Genomic DNA, 22,002 nt, shown 5'->3' with positions numbered 1-22,002 from the left:
GAGCCTGTATGTCAAAAGCAATAATGTTTCGGGTAGAACTTTCTAACATTAGAACTTTCAACTTTATAACAAACTACGGTACCTTATGCCCTGCGCTCTCCGTCCAGATGGCAAACCAGTCCATAAGTTCCAGTTTAATTTCAGTAGCTTTTGCCTGGTTCTTAAGCCTTGTGGTGTTACAAGACCCTGATATCGGTATAATGCCCGCAGGGTGTTGTAGTATCCATGCCAGGAGTATCACATCGGCAGTGGCGTTGTATTTTTCTTCAAATTCTACAAGTAGCTTACGCAGCCTTGCGGTTTGATCATTGTTTTCTTTAAACACACTGCCTACAGGGCTCCATGCCAGTGGCTTTATGTTATGTACCTGCATATAGTCAAAGCTGCCGTCGAGCATTGCGTCAATGTGCGTGGCGCTAAATTCTACCTGGTTACAAAATACCTCGGTACGGCTGCTTATAAGGTCGGTTTGAGAGTTGGTAAAGTTACTCAGGCCAAAAGCTTTTATCTTGCCTTCGTTTTTTAGTTTCTCTACAGCTTCGGCAATCTCATCTGGTTGCATTAGTGGGCTTGGCCTGTGCAGGAGCAGTACATCAAGGTAATCTGTCTGTAGAAATCTCAGAGAGTTCTCTGCACTCCAAATAATGTACTCTTTGCTGTAATTGTAATGTTTTACCTTATTCTCACGATTGCCCAGGGTATGCTGTATGCCGCATTTGCTTATCAGCTGTATATCCTCCCTGTTTACGCCGCTTTGCGCAAAGCCCTTGCCAAAATCGGCCTCGGTGGTATAACCTCCGTAAATATCAGCATGGTCAAAAGTGGTAATGCCATAGCTTATGCAGTCGTTTATAATGGCGGCCATTTGAACAGGGCTAAATTTTGCCTGCCATTCGCCCCAGTTCATGGCTCCCGCAATAATGGGAGAAAGTGTTACTGACATTATTGTTTTATGATTTTAGAGGTTTGTGTTTTATCGCCCGATGTTATTTGTAACAGGTAAGCACCGTTGTTTAGTGCCGAAACATCCAGGGCTGCATCTGCACTGTTCAGTTGTTTTTCAATAACTAATTGCCCCAGCATATTATATAGCTTAGCGTTGTTTATAACCGTATTGCCTTTTACAGAAAGAATATTTGTAACCGGGTTAGGGTACACGTTAAAGTTGCTTTTTTGAACATGCTCAGTACCCAGGTTTCCGTCAATATATACGCCATAATCTTCAATATCGCCTACCAAAAAAGCCGAACTGCAGTTTAATTCAGAAGCTGTTAACTCCTGAGCCTCACCAATTACACGCATTCTTAAAAGAGTGTTTTGTACTGCGGTTTGTGGTATGGTAATATCGGTAATATACATATTATTAGTAGTGGCCGGGTTGCTGCCTGCGGCAATAAGTTCTGTCTCCTCAAATATGCCATTATTATTATAATCTATGTAAACGCGGAAGATTTCAGGATACTGGTTGCCGCTGCGCACAGACAGTATAAGCGGATACGTAGTTCCTGGAGTAACTACTGTACTGTGGGTACAGGCAAAGTCCTGGTAGTTATCATTAATTTGCCCGGATGTGTTGTTGTCTATGCTGTTAAAGGTTACCTTGTTAATGGTATAACCAAACCTGCCGGACTGTACAGCAATAGGCGTGCACGCTGCCGGCGGTGCCGATGCAGCTACAATAATGGCCTGTTCACGATGCGCTACCGCGCTACCTTCGGGTGTAGTTACAGTTAAGGTAACAGTGTATGTGCCTGCCTCAGGAAGCACAAATTCTTTGTTTTGCCCTGATAGCGTATATGTGTTATTTTGGTTTGAAATGGTCCAGTTAAAGGTAATGCCCGGCCATTGGCTTTCATCCATAAAAGTATTTGGAATACAGCTGCTTAAATCCCGTAGCTGTACAGTTTGGCCTGCCTGGCACGCGACAGAAGGACTAACAGTAAAGTCTGGCGATGAAACCATTGGCGGTACAAGGCTCATATTGCCGTTTTCTGCCAGCAGCGAACCCCTCACGTCTGTAAGGGCACTTATCATGCGCTCTTTCTGGTCCATGGTAAACATATCCTGGCAACCATTTACACTGCTGTAAGTCATGTAGTTGTGGGTGTAACTAAAATCGTTATTTCCTGGCGAGCAGCTATTATCCGTTATTGTAAAACAGTTAGTAAAGCGTATGTGCGGCGCGGTATCTGCACAGCAGTCTCCTGCTCCGTTTCCGCAGCCGTTTGCTTCATCCGGGCAGCGGGTGCCATTAGTATCTCCTTCAAAAGTATGGTATAAATTCAGTGCGTGGCCCAGCTCATGTTCTACTGTAACGCTTGATGGATTTATAATTTCTGAAGCCAGTATAACTGCCCCGTCATTAAAGCGCCCGTGTGTGCTGGCATAGTAAGCATATCCGGCATAAGTAGAGGTCCCATTGTCAAATTCTGATACGACCCAAATATTGTAGTACTGGTTTGTATCCCAGTAGTATCTGTTTTTTAGCACAGCGTCTGATATACCTATTCCGCTTTGGTATGCAACCCCACTATCCATATATAGTGCATCCGAGGTCATGTCTATCCGGTCAATTCCGTTTGTACAACCGCCATGCGGATTGCGCACGGCAAGGGCAAATTCAATTTTGGTATCTACCCCCTGGCCTCCGTTTTTGTTACGGTACACGAGGTTCATCCTCTTTATCTGGTCTCTTACAACGGCATCGCTTATATTGGTGCCTGTGCCTATATCTTCTCCCTTGTGCATTACATGCACTACCACAGGTATTACATATGTGGGAGTGGCAGATGTGCTGCGCTTTTTAATGGTATGGGGTTTCGAGTCAAAGTCTTTTACACGTTTTGCATATACAGCATCGGTAGCAAGCAGTTGCCGGTGCCTGGCATCGGTTCCGCATAAATCCTGTGCGCTGATGCTGTTAAGGTTAAGAAGAGCAAGTAAGAATAAAATTTTTTTCATTGGATGGCAAATAATTGTTGGTTCAGCGCAAAAATATGTAAATACCCTCATTATAGACTAAGGCGGTGCTTAAAAGTTTAGCAATTATGTACTACTTTATGCGTGTTTGTCGCATTTTACAGTATCATTACCTGCAAAGTATCAATTACTATATTTAAAACCGTAGGTTTGTAAGAATGCTGCCACTACACCGATTGAAAAAAAATTGGGGATTAAAGTTACTGGAAGCCAGTGTGCTACACTTTAACATTTGCTATATGGATTAATTTATTGATTTACTGCAAAATAAATCAACTATAAAACCCGTTAACAACGCATTAACAATGCAAACGGGCTTAAATGAATAAATTCGGCAATGAATTTGTGGTATCAAAAAAGCTTGTTAAATTCACACTTCTAAAACAAACAGCGATATGGAAGAAAATACTGCCGCTTTAGACATAAGGGCGATAAACGAAAAAATAGAGCGCGAAAGTGCTTTTGTAGACCTGCTGGTCATGGAAATGAACAAGGTTATCGTAGGCCAGAAATATATGATAGAGCGCCTGCTTATAGGCCTTTTAGGCCAGGGGCACATTTTACTGGAGGGTGTTCCGGGGCTTGCAAAAACCCTTGCCATTAATACCCTTAGCCAGGCAGTACACGGCAGCTTTAGCCGTATACAGTTTACACCGGACTTACTACCTGCAGACGTGGTGGGTACCATGATCTACAACATTAAAGAAAACGAATTTACAATAAAGAAAGGTCCCATCTTTGCCAACTTTGTACTGGCAGATGAGATAAACCGTGCCCCGGCAAAAGTGCAGTCTGCACTGCTTGAAGCCATGCAGGAAAAGCAGGTTACCATAGGAGAAACAACCTTTAAGCTGGAAAAACCGTTCCTGGTTATGGCAACCATGAACCCGGTAGAGCAGGAAGGTACCTACCCGTTACCGGAAGCGCAGGTAGACCGTTTTATGCTTAAGGCCGTTATTGACTACCCAAAAATTGAAGACGAGCGCCTGGTAATAAGGGCTAACCTTAAAGGTGCTTTCGAAAAAGTAAACCAGGTAGTTTCTATCGACCAGATACTGCGTGCACAGAATGCTGTTCGCGAGGTATACATGGACGAGAAAATAGAAAAATACATTCTTGATATCATATTTGCTACCCGTTACCCGGAGAAATACAAGCTGGCTAACCTTAAGCCGCTTATTAGCTTTGGCTCATCGCCAAGGGGTAGTATCAATCTTGCCACCGCTGCAAAATGTTATGCATTTATCAAGCGCAGGGGCTATGTAATACCGGAAGACGTTCGCGCTGTAGTGCACGATGTACTGCGCCACCGTATAGGCATTACTTATGAGGCAGAGGCAGAAAACATTACTTCGATCGATATCATTAACAAGATCGTGAATGAGATAGAAGTGCCGTAAATGAGTTTTAAAGTTTAAAGTTATAAAGTTTAAAAGTTGCCGACAACAGCTTATAAACTTTCGGTATTGTAACAGAGTGTTAATGGGTTAGTAGGTAATACTAAACTTTACAACTTTCAACATTCAAACTTTCAACAACATTCATGGATACAAAAGAGATATTAAAAAAAGTCCGCAAGATCGAGATCAAGACCAAGCGGCTTAGTAACCACATATTTTCGGGAGAGTACCACTCGTCTTTCAAGGGGCGTGGTATGACGTTTAGCGAGGTACGACAGTACCAGTTTGGCGATGATGTGCGCAGTATCGACTGGAATGTTACCGCCCGCTACAACGAGCCGTACATTAAGGTTTTTGAAGAAGAGCGCGAACTTACCATGATGCTCCTGGCCGACGTGAGTGGGTCTGAAGCATTTGGTACGCAAAACGCCTTTAAGCGCGATATTGTTACAGAGATCGCTGCTACCATGGCTTTTTCGGCCACGCAGAATAACGACAAGATAGGACTTATCCTTTTTTCAGACCAGATAGAGCTTTTTATTCCGCCAAAAAAAGGTAAGAGCCACGTGTTGCGCATCATCCGCGAACTGATCGAGTTTCAGCCAAAAAGCAAAAAGACTGATGTGGGGCAGGCGCTTAAATTTTTATCGGGTGTTATTAAAAAACGTGCCATTGTGTTCCTGATATCCGATTTTATGGCAGCCGATTACGAGCATACGCTCAAGATAGCCGCAAAAAAGCACGATATTACAGGAGTGCGCGTGTTTGATGCCCGCGAAGAAAAAATGCCTGACCTGGGTATGGTACAAATGGCCGACGCCGAAACAGGCGAAACCCTGCTGGTAAATACCGGCTCTAAAAAGGTGCGCCTTGAGTATGAAAAATATTATCAGGATAAGGTTAAGTACTTTAAAGATACCTTTAGCCGCTGCGGGGCCGGCGCTGTAAGTACCCGCACAGACGAATCGTATGTAACCAAACTGCTGGGCTATTTTAAAAGCCGTGCATAAGCCGGTTAAAACATGAAAGCAATGACCTTTAAACAACTATATGCCCTGCTGGCCCTTTTTATGGGTGTTGCCGTTTTTGGGCAGCAAAACACGGTGAAGGCCAGCCTTGATTCGACCAAAATAAAAATTGGCGCGCAGGCAAACTTTACGCTAAAGGCCACCGTGGGTCCTAAAGACAGGGTGAACTTTCCTGAGGGGAAAAACTTTGGGCAGCTCGAAGTACTCGAATCCTATCCGGTAGATACCGTGCGCAATGGCGCGCTTTATGAGCTGGTAAAAAAATACGGACTTACCCAGTTTGATTCCGGACGCTATGTAGTGCCCAGCCTTCCGGTTGTTATCAATAAAAAAATTATAAAGACCGATTCGCTTTTGCTGGAGGTAAACAATATAAAGGTTGATACCCTTAAGCACAAGCTATACGACATTAAGCCTATAGCTGAAGCAAAGTCAGACTACAGCATTTGGTACTGGATACTGGGCACAGTACTGCTTGCCGGTGCAGGTTTTGGTGCCTGGTGGTATTTTAAGAACCGTAAAAAACCGGTTAAAAAAGAAGAAGAAAAACTTATATCGCCTATAGAAAAGGCTACGCAGCAGCTTCAAAACCTTGAAAAGAAAGAGATGCTGCAACGTGGCGAGGTTAAGGAATATTATAGTGAACTGGCCGACATTGCCCGTTTGTATATTGAAGAAGCAATACACATACCGGCGATGGAAAGTACAACAGGAGAGCTTATAGAAGCCATGCGAAATGCTACCATGCGCCGTAAAATGGCACTTAAGCCCGAAACCTTTGAGCAGCTGGAACGCGTACTGCGCAATGCAGATATGGTAAAGTTTGCCAAGAGCAAGCCGCTTGAATTTGAAATTGCCGAAGACCGTAACCGTATCGAAAAAACCATTGTGGTTATAGACCGCAGTATTCCCGAAGAAAAAGACGAAGACGAACTGCATACCCAAATGTGGCTGGAAGAGCAGCGCAGGCGCAAAGAAAAGAAACGCAGGCGCACCATAATCTGGTCATCAATAGGCGGTGTAGTAGTTATCCTGTTAGGTTTCTCAATCTTCTTTGGTGTAGGCATGGTAAAAAGGGCGCTTTACGGCACCTCTACCAAAGACCTTTTAGAAGGCCAGTGGGTAAAAAGCGAGTATGGCTTTCCGGGTGTAACTATAGAAACACCTGAGGTTATGAAACGCGTAGACCCGGCCACCATTATGCCAAAAGAATCAATGGCGGTGTTCCAGGAAATGTCGATTTTTATGGAAGGCGCATTGTTCAGCGACTTCAGCGTGGCGGTATCAACACTTAGCTATAAGAAGCAAACCGAGGTAGACCTTAACCAGCTTAGCGAAGGCGTTATTAAGGTATGGGAATCGCAGGGTGCTAAAGACATCCTTATAAAAACAGAAGAGTTTAATACCCAGCAGGGCATTACAGGCCTTCGTGTATACGGTACCATGAGCTACCCGCACCCGGTAAGCAAGCAAATAAAACGCATGTATTATGAGGTATTTCTGTTTAAGCAGCAGCAGGGCGTGCAGCAGGTAACCATAGGATATACCGAAGGCGACGAATATGCACCGCAACTGCTGGAACGTGTAAAGAACTCGATAGAATTAAGAAACCTGACCCAAAACCAAGAACAGGAAAAGGAGCAGGAACAGAACCAATAATATGAAAGAAGTAACTTTTTTAAATCCCGGTTTCTTTTGGCTGTTCGCGCTGCTTCCGCTGGCTATTGGCTGGTATATCTGGAAGCGCAAAAAACAAACCGCATCGCTTACCATCAGTTCGGTAAACGGGTTTAAGGCAACACCATCATTACTGGGCAAATTAAAACCGGTATTGTTTGCCTTCAGGCTGCTGGCGCTGGGCTTTATTATTGTGGCACTTGCCCGCCCGCGCAGTGTAGATGTAGATAGTAAAACCCGCACCACGCAAGGTATAGACATAGTTATGGCAGTAGACGTTTCGGGCAGTATGCTTGCAAAAGATCTTAAGCCAAACCGCCTTGAAGCACTTAAGAACGTAGCAGAAGATTTTGTAGACAACCGCCCTAACGACCGTATAGGCCTTGTGGTATATGCCGCAGAGAGTTATACCAAAGCACCCGTTACCAGCGATAAAGAACTGGTAAAGCAGGCCATAAAGTCGATTAAGTATGATGCCGGAGTGCTACAGGATGGTACCGGTATAGGTGTAGGCCTTGCCACAGCAATTAACCGCCTTAAGGAGAGTAAAGCCAAGAGCCGTATTATTATATTGCTTACCGATGGTGTAAACAATTCTGGTTTTATAGACCCGCGTATGGCGGCAGATATGGCTAAGGAGTATGGCATTAAAGTGTACACCATTGGCCTGGGTACAAATGGTAAAGCGTTGTTTCCGTACTCTATAAACCCGGATGGCAGCTTTAACTACCAGATGATGCCGGTGGAGATTGACGAAAACCTGATGAAAGAGATTGCCAAGAAGACTGATGGTACGTATTTTAGGGCTACAAGTAACAGCAAACTGAAATCCATTTACGACCAGATCAATAAACTGGAAAAGACTGAGATAGAAGAACAGAAGTTTTATAATTACGACGAAAAATTCCGCCCGTGGGTATGGGCAGCCTTAGGGTTGTTGCTTGCTGAGGCCGTAGCGCGTAAAACACTTTACAGAAGCTTTATATAATTATGTACGAGTTAGACGAACCAAAATATTTATACATCCTGGCGGTAATACCACTGCTGGTGCTGCTGTTTCTCTTTAATTTATGGTGGAAACGTAAAAAACAGCGCGAATTTGGCAATCCTGAACTGGTGCGTAAACTTAGTGCGCAAAGCTCTGTGTTTAAGCCTGCCCTTAAACTGGCGGTTGTGGCACTTGGCCTTGCCGGTGTTATACTGGCATTGGTAAACCCAAAAATAGGTACCCGTACCGAAACCGTAAAACGTGAGGGTGTGGATATTGTGTTTGCCATAGACGTTAGTAAAAGTATGCTTGCCGAAGATGTAGCTCCAAGCAGGCTCGATAAAGCCAAGCAGATCGTGTCGCAAATCATTAATAGTTTAGGTACCGACAGGATAGGCATCATTGGTTATGCCGGCAGCGCATATCCTGTACTGCCGATAACTACAGATTATAGCGTAGCGAAGATGTTTCTTCAAAACATGAATACCGATATGGTTTCGAGCCAGGGTACTGCCATAAGCGATGCGCTGGAGCTGGCTTCTACCTATTTTGATGATCCGCAAACGAGCAAGCTCGTAATACTGGTTTCTGATGGTGAAGACCACGGCGAAGGCAGTGAAGAGGCGGCGGCAGAAGCGCAGAAAAAAGGTATTAAACTAATTACTGTAGGTGTGGGTACTGAGAAGGGTGGCCCTATCCCGATAAAAGTAAACGGACGCATACAGGAATATAAAAAAGACCAACAGGGCGAAACGGTTATTACAAAGCTGTATCCCGATGCGCTTAAAACCATTGCACAGCGCACTAAAGGTGGTTATGTATATGGCGGTACCACTAAAGAGGTTAGCGAATACGTAAAAAAAGCGCTGGATAATATCGAGAAAAAGGAATTTGAATCGAAAGAAGTGGCGTTGTATGAATCGCAGTTTCAGTGGTTTTTAGGTTCGGCATTTTTACTGCTGTTCCTTGATGTGTTTATGCTGGATCGCAAAACATCGTGGATAACACGACTTAACCTGTTTAACGAAAAAGAATAATGAAAAAAGTATTTACGGTATGCCTTATGCTGGGTGCCTTACTGGCTTTTTCGCAGGAAAATAAACCGGTAAAAGATAAGAACCTCCCGCAGGGCAATAAAGATTTTGACGATAAAGACTACGCAGCTGCCGAAGAGCAGTACCGCATATCGGGTAGTAATGAGCCGGGTAAGGCAGTTTCGTCTTATAACCTGGGCAATGCCATTTACAGGCAAAAGAAACCGGGAGAATCGCTCGTAGCCTACTCAAGGGCAATACAAAATGCAAAGAGTAAGCCCGAAAAGCACAAGGCATTCCATAACCTTGGCAATGCTATGATGCAGCTTAAAAATTACCAGGAAGCGGTAGAGGCTTACAAAAATGCGCTGCGCAATAACCCTGCCGACGAAGAAACGCGTTACAACTATGCGCTGGCTAAGGATATGTTGCAGAAAAATCCGCCACCGCCGCCGCAAAAGAACGACAATAAAGATAACAAGGACAAAAATAAAGACCAGAATAAGGACAATAAAAACCAGGATCCTAATAAAGGCGATGGTAAGGATAAAAAGGATCAGGACAAAGACAAAGGCAAGGATAAAGAAGATAATAACAAAGATAAGGGCGACAATAAGGATAAGAAAGACGGCGACGGCAAAGACAAGAAAGATAATGCCGATGCCAAGCCACAAGGTGGCAGCCCTAACAAAGACCAGATGGACCGCCTGCTTGATGCCATGAACAACGAAGAGAAAAAGGTTCAGGATAAGGTAAATGCAAAACAAGTGAAAGGCCAGCCAAGACGTGCTGAAAAAGACTGGTAACAAAAATTGCCCACGGGCTACTAATTTGGATAAATGAATATTGATTCAGGTTACGTAAATTGAAACAATGAGAAAGTATTTAGCGATAATATTCTTTTTAATGCTACAAGGCCTGCAGGCGCAGGTAGAGTTTAAGGCAGTACCCAGCCGCACCAAAATAGGTGTGAATGAGAACCTGCGCTTAGAATTCAGGATGAACCAGGACGGTGATAACTTTGTACCGCCCACATTTCAGGGCTTTAAAGTCAGCGGGCCGGGACAAAGCATCAGCAATTCCTGGATAAATGGGGTGCGCAGCTTTAGCAAAAGCTACACTTATGTGCTTACACCAACTGCTAAGGGTACTTTTACCGTGGGGCAGGCTACCATAGAAATTGCAGGAACCGTTTATAAAACATCTCCTGTAAAAATTACGGTGGGCGATGCTGTGGCTAATCCTAATCCGCAGCAACAACCGCACCGTTACGATCCGTTTGACCCATTCGGTCAAAATCAGCCGCAGGAACCTGAACCTGTTACGACCAATCCTAACGATGGTATTCATATTGTAGCAGAAATACAAAATACAAACATTTATGTAAATCAGCCTGTTAATGTTGTGTATAAGCTTTATGTAAGCCCTAATAGCAGCGTGGTGTCTTTCGGCGAAAAAGAAAGCCCTAAATACAACGACTTCTGGAGCCAGATAGAGCCTGTAGACCCCCGTAATATGAAGGTTGAGAACGCTACTTATAATGGTAAGCCATATCGTATGGTGGTGTTGCGCCGTGCTGTGCTGTACCCGCAAAAAAGCGGAAGGCTGGAGCTTGAGCCTCTTGTAGAAGAACTTAACGTGCAGATACCGGATGGGCGCAGGGATTTCTTTGGCCGTATGGGTTTAAAAGAAGCAAAAACCACAGCTTCATCGGGCAGGAAGTACATTAATGTAAAGCCATTGCCGGAAGCCGGTAAGCCGGATGACTTTAGTGGTGCAGTGGGTAATTTCGACTTTAAAGTTACGCCAAGTAAAACTACCATTACTAACGGCGAATCGATACAGCTTACGGTAAGTGTAAGCGGAAAAGGCAATCTTAAACTCTTCAGCCTGCCAAAACCGGTAGTGCCGTCAGCATTAGAAATGTATGACCCAGAGCATAAGGAAGATGTAAAAACCCCGCTTACAGGCATGAATGGCAGCATAAGCGATGTATATACGCTGGTGCCAAATGCTAAGGGTAAGTATCCTGTAAAAGGGCTTTCATTCTCGTGGTTTGACCTGGCTTCGGGCAAGTATAAAACGGTAACCAGTAAAGACATCATGATCGATGTGCTTAATGTTCCGGCAAGCGCTGCCACTGCCGAGAACAAGCCGGCCGGCGGAAAAGAAAAGCTTAGTCCGGGCGAGCAGTTTCGCTATATAGCAACGGGAACATCATTAAGAAAAACAGGAAGCGAAGACTTTTTTGGGTCAACGCTATTCTATACGCTGCTGTTTGCGCCGTTCCTGTGCATACCGCTTATTGTATTGGTTAAAAAGAAAAAAGAGGCTTACGACAGTGATGTGGAAGGCAACAAGATACGTACAAACAGTAAACTGGCTAAGAAATACCTTGGCGAAGCTAAAAAGCAACTGGGCAACAAGGAGCCGTTTTACCTTGCGCTTGAAAAAGCGTTGCACAACTTTCTTAAAGCCAAGCTGCGTATTGAAACCAGCGAACTGAGCCGCGAAAATATTAATGAGTTGCTGCTTTCGCGCAATGCCACCCAGGAAACGGTAAACGATTTTACCCGTATTATGGATAGCTGCGAGTTTGCACGTTATGCCCCGGCATCAGGTACCGCCATGCAACAGGATTATGAAAGCGCCGTGAGTGTGGTAACGAGCCTGGAAAAGCAAATGTCGTAGTTAATTAGAGTAGTGAGTACAAAGTATTAAGATAGCGATTAGGCTGTCTCAAAATTGTCATTCTGAACGTAATGCAATGGAGTGAAGAATCTCAGTTATTTGATACTAGAGATCCTTCCTTCGTCAGGATGACAAAATGCTTATAAAAGCAGTTTGGGACAGTCTTGTGAAGATATAGTTCAAATGAAAAATTTAGCATACATAGTATTTTTTATAGCACAGATTGCCTTTGCCCAAAATTTTGAGCAGGGTAATGCGCTGTACAAAAAAGGCGATTATGCCGGTGCGGCTGCGCAGTATGAAGGCATCCTGAAACAAGGTAAAGAATCGGCGGAGGTGTATTTTAACCTTGGCAATGCCTATTATAAAATGGATAAGACAGCACCTGCCATTTACAACTTTGAGAAATCGCTTTTGCTGGATCCCGGTAATAAGGATGCTGAGGTTAACCTGGCATTCGCCCAAAAAATGACCATAGACGATATCAAGTCCACGCCAAGGGTGGGCTTTTCTAAAATGCTTTATAACGCAACAGGTGCGTACCATTATAATACATGGGCATGGGTAGCGGTATCATTTGCTGTATTTTTTCTGCTGCTGTTTTTAGGATATTATCTGGCGGGCACTACGCTGCTAAAACGCATCTTTTTTGTGGGCATGTTCGTGGCGCTTTTTGGGATTGTGGTAAGTGTAATATCGGCAGTATATGTAAAATCGCAAAAAGAAAAAGAAAACTACGCCATTGTGTATCCGGAGGTAGTAACTGTAAAGGCAGAGCCAAGAACAGCAGCCCAGGATGCCTTTGTGTTGCATGAAGGAACCAAGGTAAACGTACTCGAAACCGTAGACAACTGGAAGAAGATAAAACTGGCCGACGACAGTGTAGGCTGGATACCAAATGAAGACATTCGCGAGATAAAAGACAAACAGCTTTAGGGCTGTTTTTTTTGCGGGCACTTAAAATTTAGTTAAGGCTAAAAATTATTTTTAAGCAATCATTCTTTTTAGTACATTTGTTGTTATTGATCTTGTAAATGACACATTCTGAAGAGAATTACCTAAAGGTAATTTACCACCTTTCGCAAACTTCTGAAAAAGGTGTAAGCACTAATGCTATTGCCGGCGCTATGGAAAGCAAACCATCGTCGGTTACCGATATGGTGCAAAAACTGGCTGACAAAGGCCTTGCCGAATATAAAAAATACCAGGGAGTATTGCTTACCGATGCCGGAACCCGTGCAGCATTGATGATTGTGCGCAAACACCGCCTTTGGGAGGTATTTCTTGTAGATACCCTTAATTTCAGTTGGGATGAAGTACACGACGTGGCCGAACAGCTGGAGCATATAAAATCTGACAAGCTTATTAACCGCCTTGACGAATTTCTTGGTTATCCGAGCGAAGACCCGCACGGCGACCCAATACCTGACCGTGATGGTAATGTAGTAGCTATTGATAAAAAACTGTTATCTGAAATTGTACCGGGCAAAACTGTTATATGCGTAGGCGTAAAGGATAGTTCGGCACCGTTCCTGCAATACTTAGACAAACAACAAATCGCCCTAGGCTCTTCTATAGAAGTGACAGGGCGCGAAGATTTTGACCATTCCATCAGTATCCGCATTAAAGACAGGGCACTTACCGTGTCTCATAAAATAGCGGCTAACCTTTTTGTAAAACCCGTTTAATAGTTGCCTATGGAACACAAAAACTCCCATTCGCTTGAAGAGGTGCACGAGTCGGTATCGGTAGGTGAAAACGCTACAGGCTGGAAAAAAATACTCGCTTTCTTTGGTCCCGCATACATGATAAGTGTGGGCTATATGGATCCTGGTAACTGGGCTACAGATATTGCCGGGGGCAGCCAGTTTGGCTACAGTTTGCTTTGGGTACTGCTTATGAGTAACCTTATGGCGCTGTTGCTGCAAAGCCTGAGTGCCCGCCTGGGTATTGTTACCCGTCGCGACCTGGCACAGGCATCGCGTGAAACGTATCCAAAATGGATCAACTACATTCTCTACGGCTTTGCCGAAGTGGCTATTGCCGCCTGCGACCTTGCTGAGGTGCTGGGTATGGCAATAGGGCTTAATTTGCTCTTTAAGCTGCCACTGCTGTGGGGTGTGGGTATTACCATGTTTGATACCTTCTTGCTGCTGTTTCTTATGAACAAGGGTATCAAAAAGATGGAAGCCTTTATCATAGGGCTTATCAGTATCATAGGTCTTTCGTTTCTGGCAGAAATGTTTTTTGCAAACCCCGATGGAGCAGAAGTGGTAAAAGGTCTTGTACCTTCTATCCCTAACACCGCTGCATTATACATAGCCATAGGTATTATAGGTGCTACGGTAATGCCACATAACTTGTACCTGCACTCATCATTGGTACAAACGCGTAAGTTTGACCGCAGCTTTAAAGGCATTAAGCAGGCCATACGCTATAATTTTATCGACTCGATCATTGCGCTTAACCTTGCCTTTTTTGTGAATGCTGCCATACTTATTCTCGCAGCTGCGACGTTCTTTACGAATGGCCTGCATGAGGTAGCTGACATTCAGGATGCGCATAAACTGCTGGAACCTATGCTGGGTAACTGGGCAGCGATACTTTTTGCACTGGCACTTATTGCCGCAGGGCAAAGCAGTACTATAACGGGTACGCTTGCCGGGCAAATTGTTATGGAGGGCTACCTGAGCCTGCGCATACAGCCGTGGGTAAGGCGTATTGTAACACGTGTTATTGCCATTGCCCCCGCTTTTATTACTATACTTTATTTTGGCGAAGATTCTACAGGCGACCTTTTGGTACTAAGCCAGGTGGTGCTGAGCCTGCAACTGGGCTTTGCTGTAATACCGCTGATACACTTTGTAAGCGATAGGAGCCGCATGAAGGAGTTTACGATAGGCATCGCGACCAAGATAGGGGCGTGGGCCATTGCGCTTACCATAGTGTCTCTAAATGCGAAACTGGTCTACGATGAGATACACGGGTGGGTCGTAAATTCTGACAACCCTATTTATATCTGGGTGTTTGTAGTGCCGTTAGCTGTATTAGCTGCCGTATTACTGTTGTACATTACCATAGAGCCGTTTGTGCTTAAGGGTAGGGCAGTAGCCAGTATTGTGCCCCACCTTACACCTGCGGCAATAAAAGACCTGCCTGAAAAGCAGATGTACCGTAATATAGCCGTGGCACTCGATTTTAGCCGTACAGACGAAAAAACACTCTCCAGCGCGATACAACTGGGCGGTAAGGAAGCACGTTATACGCTGATACATATTGTAGAAACGGTGGGTGCCATGCTACATGGGGACCTGGCTGAAGATTATGAAACCAGTACTGATATGGAGTACCTTACCCGTTATAAGCAAAGCCTGGAAGAGAGTGGCTACACCATTGCCACCAAGCTAAGCTTTGGCAGCCCTAAAAAACAGATTCCAAAAGTGGTTAATGATAACGGTACTTTTGATATACTGATATTGGGCGCACACGGGCATAGCCTGTTTAAAGACCTGGTGTTTGGTACTACGGTTGATGCCGTGAGGCATAAAGTACAGATACCGGTTTTGATTATTAAAGACAGTAAGTAAGTCTTAACGTTTTTAAAGTCGAAAGTCAGAATGTCTCAAATAGGGATAAATAATGTCTGTAAGACCGATGTTTATATTACCTAAAATTTTTACCACAAAGTCCACTAAGATTTTCACGGCGAGCACTAAGCTAGAGAGATGTATATTGCAGCTATGCAAGGAACACAAAGCTTTGTGTCTTCCGCCAAAGGCGGTTATCTCATTGTGCACCTGGTGAAAATCTTAGTGGACTTTGTGGTAAAATTTAATATCAAACTTTTTATTGGGGGGCTTATTAGCAATTACCGTCTACACCGCAGCTGTCACCTTCTATAATGTCAAGTTTTACAGGTTTTGCAGCAGCTTCCCATTCTTCAAAAGATTTTTCGAGGGTTTGGGTAAATACTTCTATTTCCTGTGCTCCCGATACAGCATACTTGCGGTCGAACACAAAGAACGGTACACCACGCACGCCTATTTCGCGGGCTTCCTGTACATCCATTACTACATCCTGAAAGAATGCATCGCTGCTCATGTCTTTAGCCAGTTCTTCCGTATCAAGACCCAGGGTAACGGCCATTTCGGTTAGGGTATTGGCATCATCTATATTTTTACCTTCAGTAAAGTAGGCTTTAAAAAGCAGTTCCTCAGCTTCGTTTTGCTTGCCGTATATTTTGGTGTAGTGTAAAAAACGGTGGGCATTAAAACTATTAGCCGGGATGGCTTTGTCAAAATCAAACTTTAAGCCTGAGTTAGCTGCCATGTGGGCTACCTGGTCGTTCATGCTTTTAGCTTCTTCTACAGATATGCCTTTATGTTCAGACAAAAACTGGTGAATGTTCTTAGACGGGTCAGTCTGCATTTCAGGATTTAGTAAAAAGCTCTTCCATTCTATTTCTATATCCTGGCCTTTGCCAAACTGTGCCATTGCTACTTCAAACCTGCGTTTGCCGATGTAGCAGAATGGACACATAACGTCGCTCCAAATTTCTATTTTCATATTATTTTGTGTCTAATATTTTTTCTATTTCAATTTACTCTCCCGCAGTCGGTTAATGTTCTTTTGTCTTGAAACAAAAGAACCAAAAATTCAAGGCTCTAACTTCTTATGCTACAAAACATAAGCCTCAGCTAAAAGATTTGAACTCGCTTCGCTCAAACAGCAAATCTTTTTTAACGCCTCAACTTATATTTTGCTTAACGCAACGAAGTTTAATGCCTTAGCTTCACTAGTACACCTCACTCATACTATCCCAAACGTTTGCACTAAGGGGTTAGGGGTGTGTTGCGCAAAGATACTATATAAAAAAACGGACAAGTAATTTACTGTCCGTTTTTGTGCTATCCTTTTAGATAGTGCTATTTTATAAGTGCAGGCTGTACCCATTTAAAAATGTGGCTTTCCTGTGGTATTACAAGCCTTTCGCTAATGCGCGCCATCCTGTCCGGTAATTTCATAAGAAAGTCGCGGGCTTTCTCGGCTTCTGCCGTAAGGCCTGTTTTTTTATCAATTTGCCATTTTTCAATAAGCTTGCGCAAAATATCTACATAATCGGCTGCGGTATAAACGCCTATGCGTTGCGCAGAGTCAGAAAACTGTTCAAACGCGGTGCTTATGTGCTGTCCGCTTTCACGAAGAAAGTGTGCCGGCATTACAATTTTTTGCTTCATCATGTACTGAAACGCCAGCATCATTTCGCTTGGGTCTACTTCAAAAATGCGGTTTACAAACTCGCTGTAAGCCATGTGGTGGCGCATTTCGTCTCCTGCCACAAGGCGGCACATTTTGCTTAGTTTTTTATCGCCATACTGTTTTGCAAGCTGCGACACACGGTTGTGCGATACATAAGTAGCCAGCTCCTGAAAACTTGTGTACACAAAGTTTTTATAAGGGTCGCGGTCTGTACCAATGTCAAAACCGTCGTTTATAAGGTGCTGTGTAGTCATTTCTACCTCGCGCATGTTTACACGTCCGCTCAGGTACAGGTATTTGTTTAAAAGATCGCCGTGGCGGTTTTCTTCACCCGTCCAGTTGCGCACCCACTTGCTCCAGCCATTACCGCCGTTATCAATCTGGTTTACGCCCTCAACGTCCATAAGCCAGGACTCATAAGTAGGCAGCGCCTCCTCTGTAATGGTATCGCCTACAAGCACTACCCAAAAATCATAAGGCAGGTCTTTGGCTATTTCGCGCAACTCCTTAACTTCTTCAAAAAAGCTTTCGTTTTGCGAATCGGGCAGCAAATCGGTAGGCTGCCATATTTTTTCCACCGGGATAAGGTATTCCTCTACAAAGGCATCAATGTTCTTTTCAAGGAACTGCATTACCTCCAGGCGAATGTTTTTTATAGACATGATATTACTTAATTTTTTATTCCTTGTACTACTGCATTTTCTGCTCTTGTCATTACTTCTTCAAAAGGAATATTTTTTATTGCAAAAGGTTCCTGAATTGTAAATGTTAACCGGTTGCCCAACCCCAGAGGGAACGACCCAAAGCGTACCACCTTCCAGGAGTTGTTTATACTCACAGGTACAATATACGCCGAAGGGGCAAATTTACATAGTATTTTAAGACCGTTTTCACTAAACTTCTTAGGCTCACCGGTTTTGCTGCGGGTGCCCTCTGGAAATATAACGGCCGAACGGTTATGTTGTTGTATGTATTTAGCAATACCCATAATGGCAGGTAGTGCCTGTTTAGGGTCTTTACGGTCTATAAGCACGTTGCCGCCGTGGCGCAGGTTATATGATACGCTTGGAATGCCTTTGCCCAGTTCTTTCTTGCTGATGAATTTAGGGTGCACCTTGCGCATAAACCAAATGATAGGCGGTATGTCATACATGCTCTGGTGGTTTGCCACAATAATGATAGGCACCCCTTGAGGTAGTTTTTCGCGGCCAATGAATTTTACCGGAGAGCCCAGTATTAGCAGGCATTTTACGAGTAGCGAGTTAAGGGCATCAACACTTTTTTTATGTGCCTGGTAGCCAAACACGTTAAAGCATATCCACTGTATGGGGTGGAATATGACAAGACACAGGCCAAAAGCCAGGTAAAAAAGTGCCGATAAAGGGTAAGACAGTATTTTTTGCATACCTTTTTAAAAATTCGCGTAAAAGTAGTACCTTTTTTCGGATTTCTAAAAATAATTAGTATGCAGGCATAGAGAAGGAGGATTTGAATATTTTGAGATTGGTAAATTTAAAGATTACCGGGTCGCATCCTACGTTTTATTACCTTATAACTTTAGGCTTTAAGACAAAAAAGAAACCACGCCTAAGGGCGTGGTTAAGTATCTTTTTGTAACAAATGTTTCTTAGCAAAACTCGTCGTAAGCATCTTTAAGGTTCTCTGCAATCATATCTGCAGGACGGCCTTCAATGTGGTGACGCTCTAACATGTGTACAAGCTCACCGTTTTTGAAAAGTGCCATACTAGGTGATGACGGAGGGAAAGGGAACATTAGGCCCCTTGCTTCGTCTACTGCTTCTTTATCTACACCTGCAAATACCGTTATAAGGTTATCTGGTGTTTTACCGTTAGCAAGGCTCATTTTTGCACCCGGACGGGCGTTGCGCGCTGCACAGCCACAAACAGAATTAACGACTACAAGGGTAGTACCCTCTTTAGTTATTTCGTTCTTAACATCTTCAGCGCTAAATATTTCTTTAAAACCAGCGTCTGAAAGCTCAGCACGCATTGGTCTTACCAGTTCTTCAGGATACATAACAATACTAATTAAAGTTGATGCTGCAAAGATAGTTATTTTAGATTTAAAAATATAAATGTATCAATTTTTATTACAGATAGATTTAAGTCAAAAGTTGTAAAGTTGAAAGTTTTTAAAGTTACTCAGCCGCTGGGCTTTTGAGCCGCTTAGCCTCAGAGTCCGCATGGCAATAATTTAAAACTCAAAATTTATAATTTAAAATAATCTTTTCAGCAGTGCCTTTATAAACAATCCTTTCGGGCAACGCCAAATTACGCTGAGATCTTCAGCCAGCGAAGTTTCCTCATCTAAAAATTTGAAGATGGGTGCGGCATCGCCTTTTCGAAACATTGCCGAAAATATGCTGCTGCCCTTTTCATTCGTGCGTGCCAGGATGTCGAGCAGCAGCAAATCGTAGAACCAGAATTTTGATTTTTTACGATATATCGTAAAATCTGTTCCCTTTAGCAAGGTATCAATAAGCTGTCCGGAGCGTTTATCGCTGTTGCGAAAAGTGTAGCCTGTGCTGGCTTTTGTCCACCCTCCGGCAGAGCCGATGTTTATTATATTCCGGGTATTGCTTTCCCAAAACTTGTAAGACGTCATGGGGATGCTGCCGCGTTCTTTATCCACAATTTCGTAACTACTAATACCTTTCTCGGTCAGATAATCCTTAATTGCAGTTTCATATTCTGCTTCCGGAAGCAGGTCTTTGCTAAAGAGTGTGTATTCTACAATGGCCTCAGTTGGGCTAAACGGCAGTACATACATAAAGCGGGTATTGCCACGCTGTGGTATGCTGAAATCCATAAATGTAGGCACGGCTGCATCAAAAGCAGGTGTGTCAGTCTTTATGTGCCAGCCAATAAAATGCTGATGCAATACCGGATAATTGCTTTGGGCAGCAGGCAGGGCGGTGCAATAAATACTGTTGAAAAATGTATCGCAGGTATATTCCTGGTTGTCAGCTTTTACTTCTACATAGGTATCAAGGTCTTTAAAAGCAGAAACTTTCTGGCGTACAATGTTAATATTCGGATGCTTACTAATCTCATCAAAAACAAAGTTGTAGAAATCTTTACCCCGCACCATTTTGTACTGGTAACCATCAAAGTTGAGCTTTCGTTTAAATTGCTCATTGGCAAAAAGCGCGGTATTCCATTTGCGGTGTACAATGGCATCCCAGTTACCACTGCCTTTTTCCCAGTAGCACCAGGTACGGTCGTTGGCCTGCTTGGTATCTGGGTCAATAACCAGGATGTGCTTATCGGCAAACTTGCCCGAAACAGCCATTTTATAAACCGTCATGAGTGCTGCCAGGCCAGAACCCGCAAAAATATAGTGGTAGTGTTTCATTATTTCCAAAAATACTAAAATACCCGCTCAGTTTTGTAGTTTAAGATATTGTTACGGCTTTCAATTGCGTTTATATTTTAATAGATTTGTAAAGAAGCATTTATAAATGCTGAAGTTTCAAAATAAGTAATTGTTGAAGGATTGCAGGATTTGAGTGAAGCTTATTCTGAAATCTAAATTCTAAACTCTCATGCTAAACAAACGCCTACTCATAAAAAACCTGCTCGCCCATAACGACGAGAGCAGCTTTTATGATAAAAAGCGCCAGCTAAACCTGCATACAAAAGAGGGTAAGGCCAAGTTTGTAAAGCATATTTGCGCCCTGAGTAACAGTAATCCTACAAACAACAGTTATATAGTTGTAGGTGTTGAAGATGGTGATAACGAAATTACAGGAACCGACTTCTACGATGACTCCCGCATACAAAATCTTGTGAATGCTTTTTTGGTTCACCCTCCCCGCATACAGTATGAAAACGTACCGTTTCCGCATTTGGGTAAAGACCGTGTGGTGGGGCTGGTTACCATAAGCCCGAGTGGGCATACATCTTACTTTAAAAAGAACGTGTACACCATAACCGCAGGTGCCATTTTTATTCGCCGGGGTAGTAATTCAATTCCCGTAGACGGATACGATGTAACGCCTAACCCAGCCAATGAACTTGCTGTAGGAGATATAGAGAATGGTTCCCGAAACAGTATAGAGCATACGCTGGAAGGGGTTATCGACTTTATAAACAACCGCCATAAAGATATGACTGCCCGTTACAAGGTGTTTAAAGAATTGTTTATTGTGTGCTGGGCGGGACATAAAAAGACCGTAAAAGGGCGCACGTATTTTAGCCGTGTAGACATCGAACTGATAAACGAGCAGGTAAAACTGTTTTATTCTGCCTTAGATGAGGTGAGTATCGACTTTAACGACGATACCTTTAGCATTACCGAATATGTAGCACTGGGGCTGAATGACAAAACCAGTTATTATCCGCTGGAGCAGGTAAGCATCCGTTTTCAGGAAAATGGCAATTACAAAATAGAGTCGCAGCTGTTGTTTGAGCCGCCGCAGTACAATCGTAAGATGATGCACCATATCTATAATGCGCAACTGGCGCTGATAAGCAAACTGCACAAAGGCACACAACTTACTGAAAGGGAACAAAAGGAACTGCAAAACCTGCCCAGTACCCTGATGATATGCCACCTGAACGGCTTTACCTATGCCAAGCAAAAACTGGCAGATACCAAGCCCCTTCTAAAAGCATTTAAAGATCCTGCCGTGTATGTATCTTTTAAAGAGGCAATGCGGATTTTACGGAAAATGAAGTACAACAGGGCTACTAATTGATCTTATGATAACTACTATTTTGCAAAATAAAACCATTCGAAAAACGGGTCAAACATTGTTATTCTATTTGGTAGCCTTCGGCCTTATTAACTACTTAGCCTATCTCTACCCTTCAGGGCCCTGCAATCCTGGCTTAGGCATTATGCTTATATTTCTACTGCCTGTTTTCAGCCTGTTTCTTTGCATCTATAATGCAGTAAAAGTAGGCAATGATAAGACAAACAA

Annotated in this window: 18 protein-coding genes; 11 read left to right on the top strand and 7 right to left on the bottom strand. The window is 43.5% G+C overall.

The genetic code is table 11. From position 1 onward, the window contains the following. Nucleotides 1-73: 73 nt before the first annotated feature. Both DYH63_RS17565 and DYH63_RS17560 read right to left on the bottom strand, forming a co-directional pair. Entirely contained in the window at nucleotides 74-943 is an 870-nt protein-coding gene (locus DYH63_RS17565; protein ID WP_205528262.1) for an aldo/keto reductase, read from the bottom strand. Then, on the bottom strand, nucleotides 943-2,961 hold the full coding sequence (locus DYH63_RS17560) for a zinc-dependent metalloprotease (RefSeq protein ID WP_162927080.1): 2,019 nt from the start codon (nucleotides 2,959-2,961) through the stop codon (nucleotides 943-945). Before DYH63_RS17560 ends, DYH63_RS17565 begins: the two co-directional genes overlap by 1 nt. Nucleotides 2,962-3,374: 413 nt before the next feature. On the opposite strand from DYH63_RS17560, the gene DYH63_RS17555 reads away from it, so the two are divergent. From DYH63_RS17555 to DYH63_RS17510, 10 genes are all read left to right on the top strand, one after another. Continuing rightward, nucleotides 3,375-4,379, top strand: a complete 1,005-nt coding sequence (locus DYH63_RS17555; RefSeq protein WP_116790038.1) for an AAA family ATPase — start codon at nucleotides 3,375-3,377, stop codon at nucleotides 4,377-4,379. 143 nt (nucleotides 4,380-4,522) lie between these two features. Continuing rightward, a complete protein-coding gene (locus DYH63_RS17550) occupies nucleotides 4,523-5,389 on the top strand; it encodes a DUF58 domain-containing protein (RefSeq protein WP_116790037.1) in 867 nt (288 codons plus the stop codon). 12 nt (nucleotides 5,390-5,401) lie between these two features. Next, nucleotides 5,402-7,066, top strand: a complete 1,665-nt coding sequence (locus tag DYH63_RS17545; RefSeq protein WP_240409027.1) for a hypothetical protein — start codon at nucleotides 5,402-5,404, stop codon at nucleotides 7,064-7,066. A gap of 1 nt (nucleotide 7,067) precedes the next feature. Then, nucleotides 7,068-8,072 carry a vWA domain-containing protein gene (locus DYH63_RS17540; protein ID WP_116790036.1) on the top strand — a complete coding sequence of 335 codons (1,005 nt, stop codon included), beginning with the start codon at nucleotides 7,068-7,070 and terminating at the stop codon, nucleotides 8,070-8,072. Nucleotides 8,073-8,074: 2 nt separating this feature from the next. After that, nucleotides 8,075-9,109: a VWA domain-containing protein gene (locus DYH63_RS17535; RefSeq protein ID WP_116790035.1), complete on the top strand. Its 1,035-nt coding sequence runs from the start codon at nucleotides 8,075-8,077 to the stop codon at nucleotides 9,107-9,109. Continuing rightward, the gene (locus DYH63_RS17530) at nucleotides 9,109-9,912 is read left to right on the top strand and encodes a tetratricopeptide repeat protein (RefSeq protein WP_116790034.1); all 804 of its coding nucleotides are present in this window, start codon (nucleotides 9,109-9,111) and stop codon (nucleotides 9,910-9,912) included. Before DYH63_RS17535 ends, DYH63_RS17530 begins: the two co-directional genes overlap by 1 nt. 67 nt (nucleotides 9,913-9,979) lie before the next feature. Then, complete coding sequence (locus DYH63_RS17525; RefSeq protein ID WP_116790033.1) at nucleotides 9,980-11,797, top strand: BatD family protein; 1,818 nt, start codon at nucleotides 9,980-9,982, stop codon at nucleotides 11,795-11,797. A 183-nt stretch (nucleotides 11,798-11,980) separates the two neighbouring features. Then, on the top strand, nucleotides 11,981-12,733 hold the full coding sequence (locus DYH63_RS17520; RefSeq protein WP_116790032.1) for a tetratricopeptide repeat protein: 753 nt from the start codon (nucleotides 11,981-11,983) through the stop codon (nucleotides 12,731-12,733). A gap of 98 nt (nucleotides 12,734-12,831) precedes the next feature. Further along, a complete protein-coding gene (locus tag DYH63_RS17515) occupies nucleotides 12,832-13,485 on the top strand; it encodes a metal-dependent transcriptional regulator (protein WP_116790031.1) in 654 nt (217 codons plus the stop codon). A gap of 9 nt (nucleotides 13,486-13,494) precedes the next feature. Further along, nucleotides 13,495-15,384: an Nramp family divalent metal transporter gene (locus tag DYH63_RS17510; RefSeq protein ID WP_116790030.1), complete on the top strand. Its 1,890-nt coding sequence runs from the start codon at nucleotides 13,495-13,497 to the stop codon at nucleotides 15,382-15,384. 274 nt (nucleotides 15,385-15,658) lie between these two features. Here the strand turns inward: DYH63_RS17510 and DYH63_RS17505 are convergent, their stop codons facing one another. From DYH63_RS17505 to DYH63_RS17485, 5 genes are all read right to left on the bottom strand, one after another. Beyond that, a complete protein-coding gene (locus DYH63_RS17505; RefSeq protein ID WP_116790029.1) occupies nucleotides 15,659-16,363 on the bottom strand; it encodes a DsbA family oxidoreductase in 705 nt (234 codons plus the stop codon). Between the two features lie 359 nt (nucleotides 16,364-16,722). Then, nucleotides 16,723-17,718: an acyl-ACP desaturase gene (locus DYH63_RS17500; RefSeq protein WP_116790028.1), complete on the bottom strand. Its 996-nt coding sequence runs from the start codon at nucleotides 17,716-17,718 to the stop codon at nucleotides 16,723-16,725. A gap of 8 nt (nucleotides 17,719-17,726) precedes the next feature. Beyond that, nucleotides 17,727-18,461, bottom strand: coding sequence for a lysophospholipid acyltransferase family protein (locus DYH63_RS17495; protein ID WP_116790027.1), 735 nt, complete (start codon nucleotides 18,459-18,461; stop codon nucleotides 17,727-17,729). Between the two features lie 222 nt (nucleotides 18,462-18,683). Beyond that, the gene (locus tag DYH63_RS17490; protein ID WP_116790026.1) at nucleotides 18,684-19,094 is read right to left on the bottom strand and encodes a BrxA/BrxB family bacilliredoxin; all 411 of its coding nucleotides are present in this window, start codon (nucleotides 19,092-19,094) and stop codon (nucleotides 18,684-18,686) included. A gap of 198 nt (nucleotides 19,095-19,292) precedes the next feature. After that, on the bottom strand, nucleotides 19,293-20,432 hold the full coding sequence (locus DYH63_RS17485) for a lycopene cyclase family protein (RefSeq protein WP_116790025.1): 1,140 nt from the start codon (nucleotides 20,430-20,432) through the stop codon (nucleotides 19,293-19,295). Nucleotides 20,433-20,622: 190 nt separating this feature from the next. On the opposite strand from DYH63_RS17485, the gene DYH63_RS17480 reads away from it, so the two are divergent. After that, nucleotides 20,623-21,777 carry an ATP-binding protein gene (locus tag DYH63_RS17480; RefSeq protein WP_116790024.1) on the top strand — a complete coding sequence of 385 codons (1,155 nt, stop codon included), beginning with the start codon at nucleotides 20,623-20,625 and terminating at the stop codon, nucleotides 21,775-21,777. Nucleotides 21,778-22,002 lie beyond the last annotated feature (225 nt).

This window comes from Flavobacterium psychrotrophum, assembly GCF_003403075.1.
In the GTDB taxonomy this organism is placed as follows: domain Bacteria; phylum Bacteroidota; class Bacteroidia; order Flavobacteriales; family Flavobacteriaceae; genus Flavobacterium; species Flavobacterium psychrotrophum.
Note: the sequence above shows the minus strand (reverse complement) of the source record. Positions and strands in the feature narration are given on the sequence as shown.

Coding starts and splice junctions, on each gene's coding strand:
- DYH63_RS17555 (WP_116790038.1), top strand. CDS start 3,375: ATGGAAGAAAATACTGCCGCTTTAGACATAAGGGCGATAAACGAAAAA.
- DYH63_RS17505 (WP_116790029.1), bottom strand. CDS start 16,363: ATGAAAATAGAAATTTGGAGCGACGTTATGTGTCCATTCTGCTACATC.
- DYH63_RS17480 (WP_116790024.1), top strand. CDS start 20,623: ATGCTAAACAAACGCCTACTCATAAAAAACCTGCTCGCCCATAACGAC.
- DYH63_RS17500 (WP_116790028.1), bottom strand. CDS start 17,718: ATGTCTATAAAAAACATTCGCCTGGAGGTAATGCAGTTCCTTGAAAAG.
- DYH63_RS17495 (WP_116790027.1), bottom strand. CDS start 18,461: ATGCAAAAAATACTGTCTTACCCTTTATCGGCACTTTTTTACCTGGCT.
- DYH63_RS17525 (WP_116790033.1), top strand. CDS start 9,980: ATGAGAAAGTATTTAGCGATAATATTCTTTTTAATGCTACAAGGCCTG.
- DYH63_RS17530 (WP_116790034.1), top strand. CDS start 9,109: ATGAAAAAAGTATTTACGGTATGCCTTATGCTGGGTGCCTTACTGGCT.
- DYH63_RS17490 (WP_116790026.1), bottom strand. CDS start 19,094: ATGTATCCTGAAGAACTGGTAAGACCAATGCGTGCTGAGCTTTCAGAC.
- DYH63_RS17515 (WP_116790031.1), top strand. CDS start 12,832: ATGACACATTCTGAAGAGAATTACCTAAAGGTAATTTACCACCTTTCG.
- DYH63_RS17510 (WP_116790030.1), top strand. CDS start 13,495: ATGGAACACAAAAACTCCCATTCGCTTGAAGAGGTGCACGAGTCGGTA.
- DYH63_RS17565 (WP_205528262.1), bottom strand. CDS start 943: ATGTCAGTAACACTTTCTCCCATTATTGCGGGAGCCATGAACTGGGGC.
- DYH63_RS17485 (WP_116790025.1), bottom strand. CDS start 20,432: ATGAAACACTACCACTATATTTTTGCGGGTTCTGGCCTGGCAGCACTC.
- DYH63_RS17545 (WP_240409027.1), top strand. CDS start 5,402: ATGAAAGCAATGACCTTTAAACAACTATATGCCCTGCTGGCCCTTTTT.
- DYH63_RS17520 (WP_116790032.1), top strand. CDS start 11,981: ATGAAAAATTTAGCATACATAGTATTTTTTATAGCACAGATTGCCTTT.
- DYH63_RS17560 (WP_162927080.1), bottom strand. CDS start 2,961: ATGAAAAAAATTTTATTCTTACTTGCTCTTCTTAACCTTAACAGCATC.
- DYH63_RS17540 (WP_116790036.1), top strand. CDS start 7,068: ATGAAAGAAGTAACTTTTTTAAATCCCGGTTTCTTTTGGCTGTTCGCG.
- DYH63_RS17550 (WP_116790037.1), top strand. CDS start 4,523: ATGGATACAAAAGAGATATTAAAAAAAGTCCGCAAGATCGAGATCAAG.
- DYH63_RS17535 (WP_116790035.1), top strand. CDS start 8,075: ATGTACGAGTTAGACGAACCAAAATATTTATACATCCTGGCGGTAATA.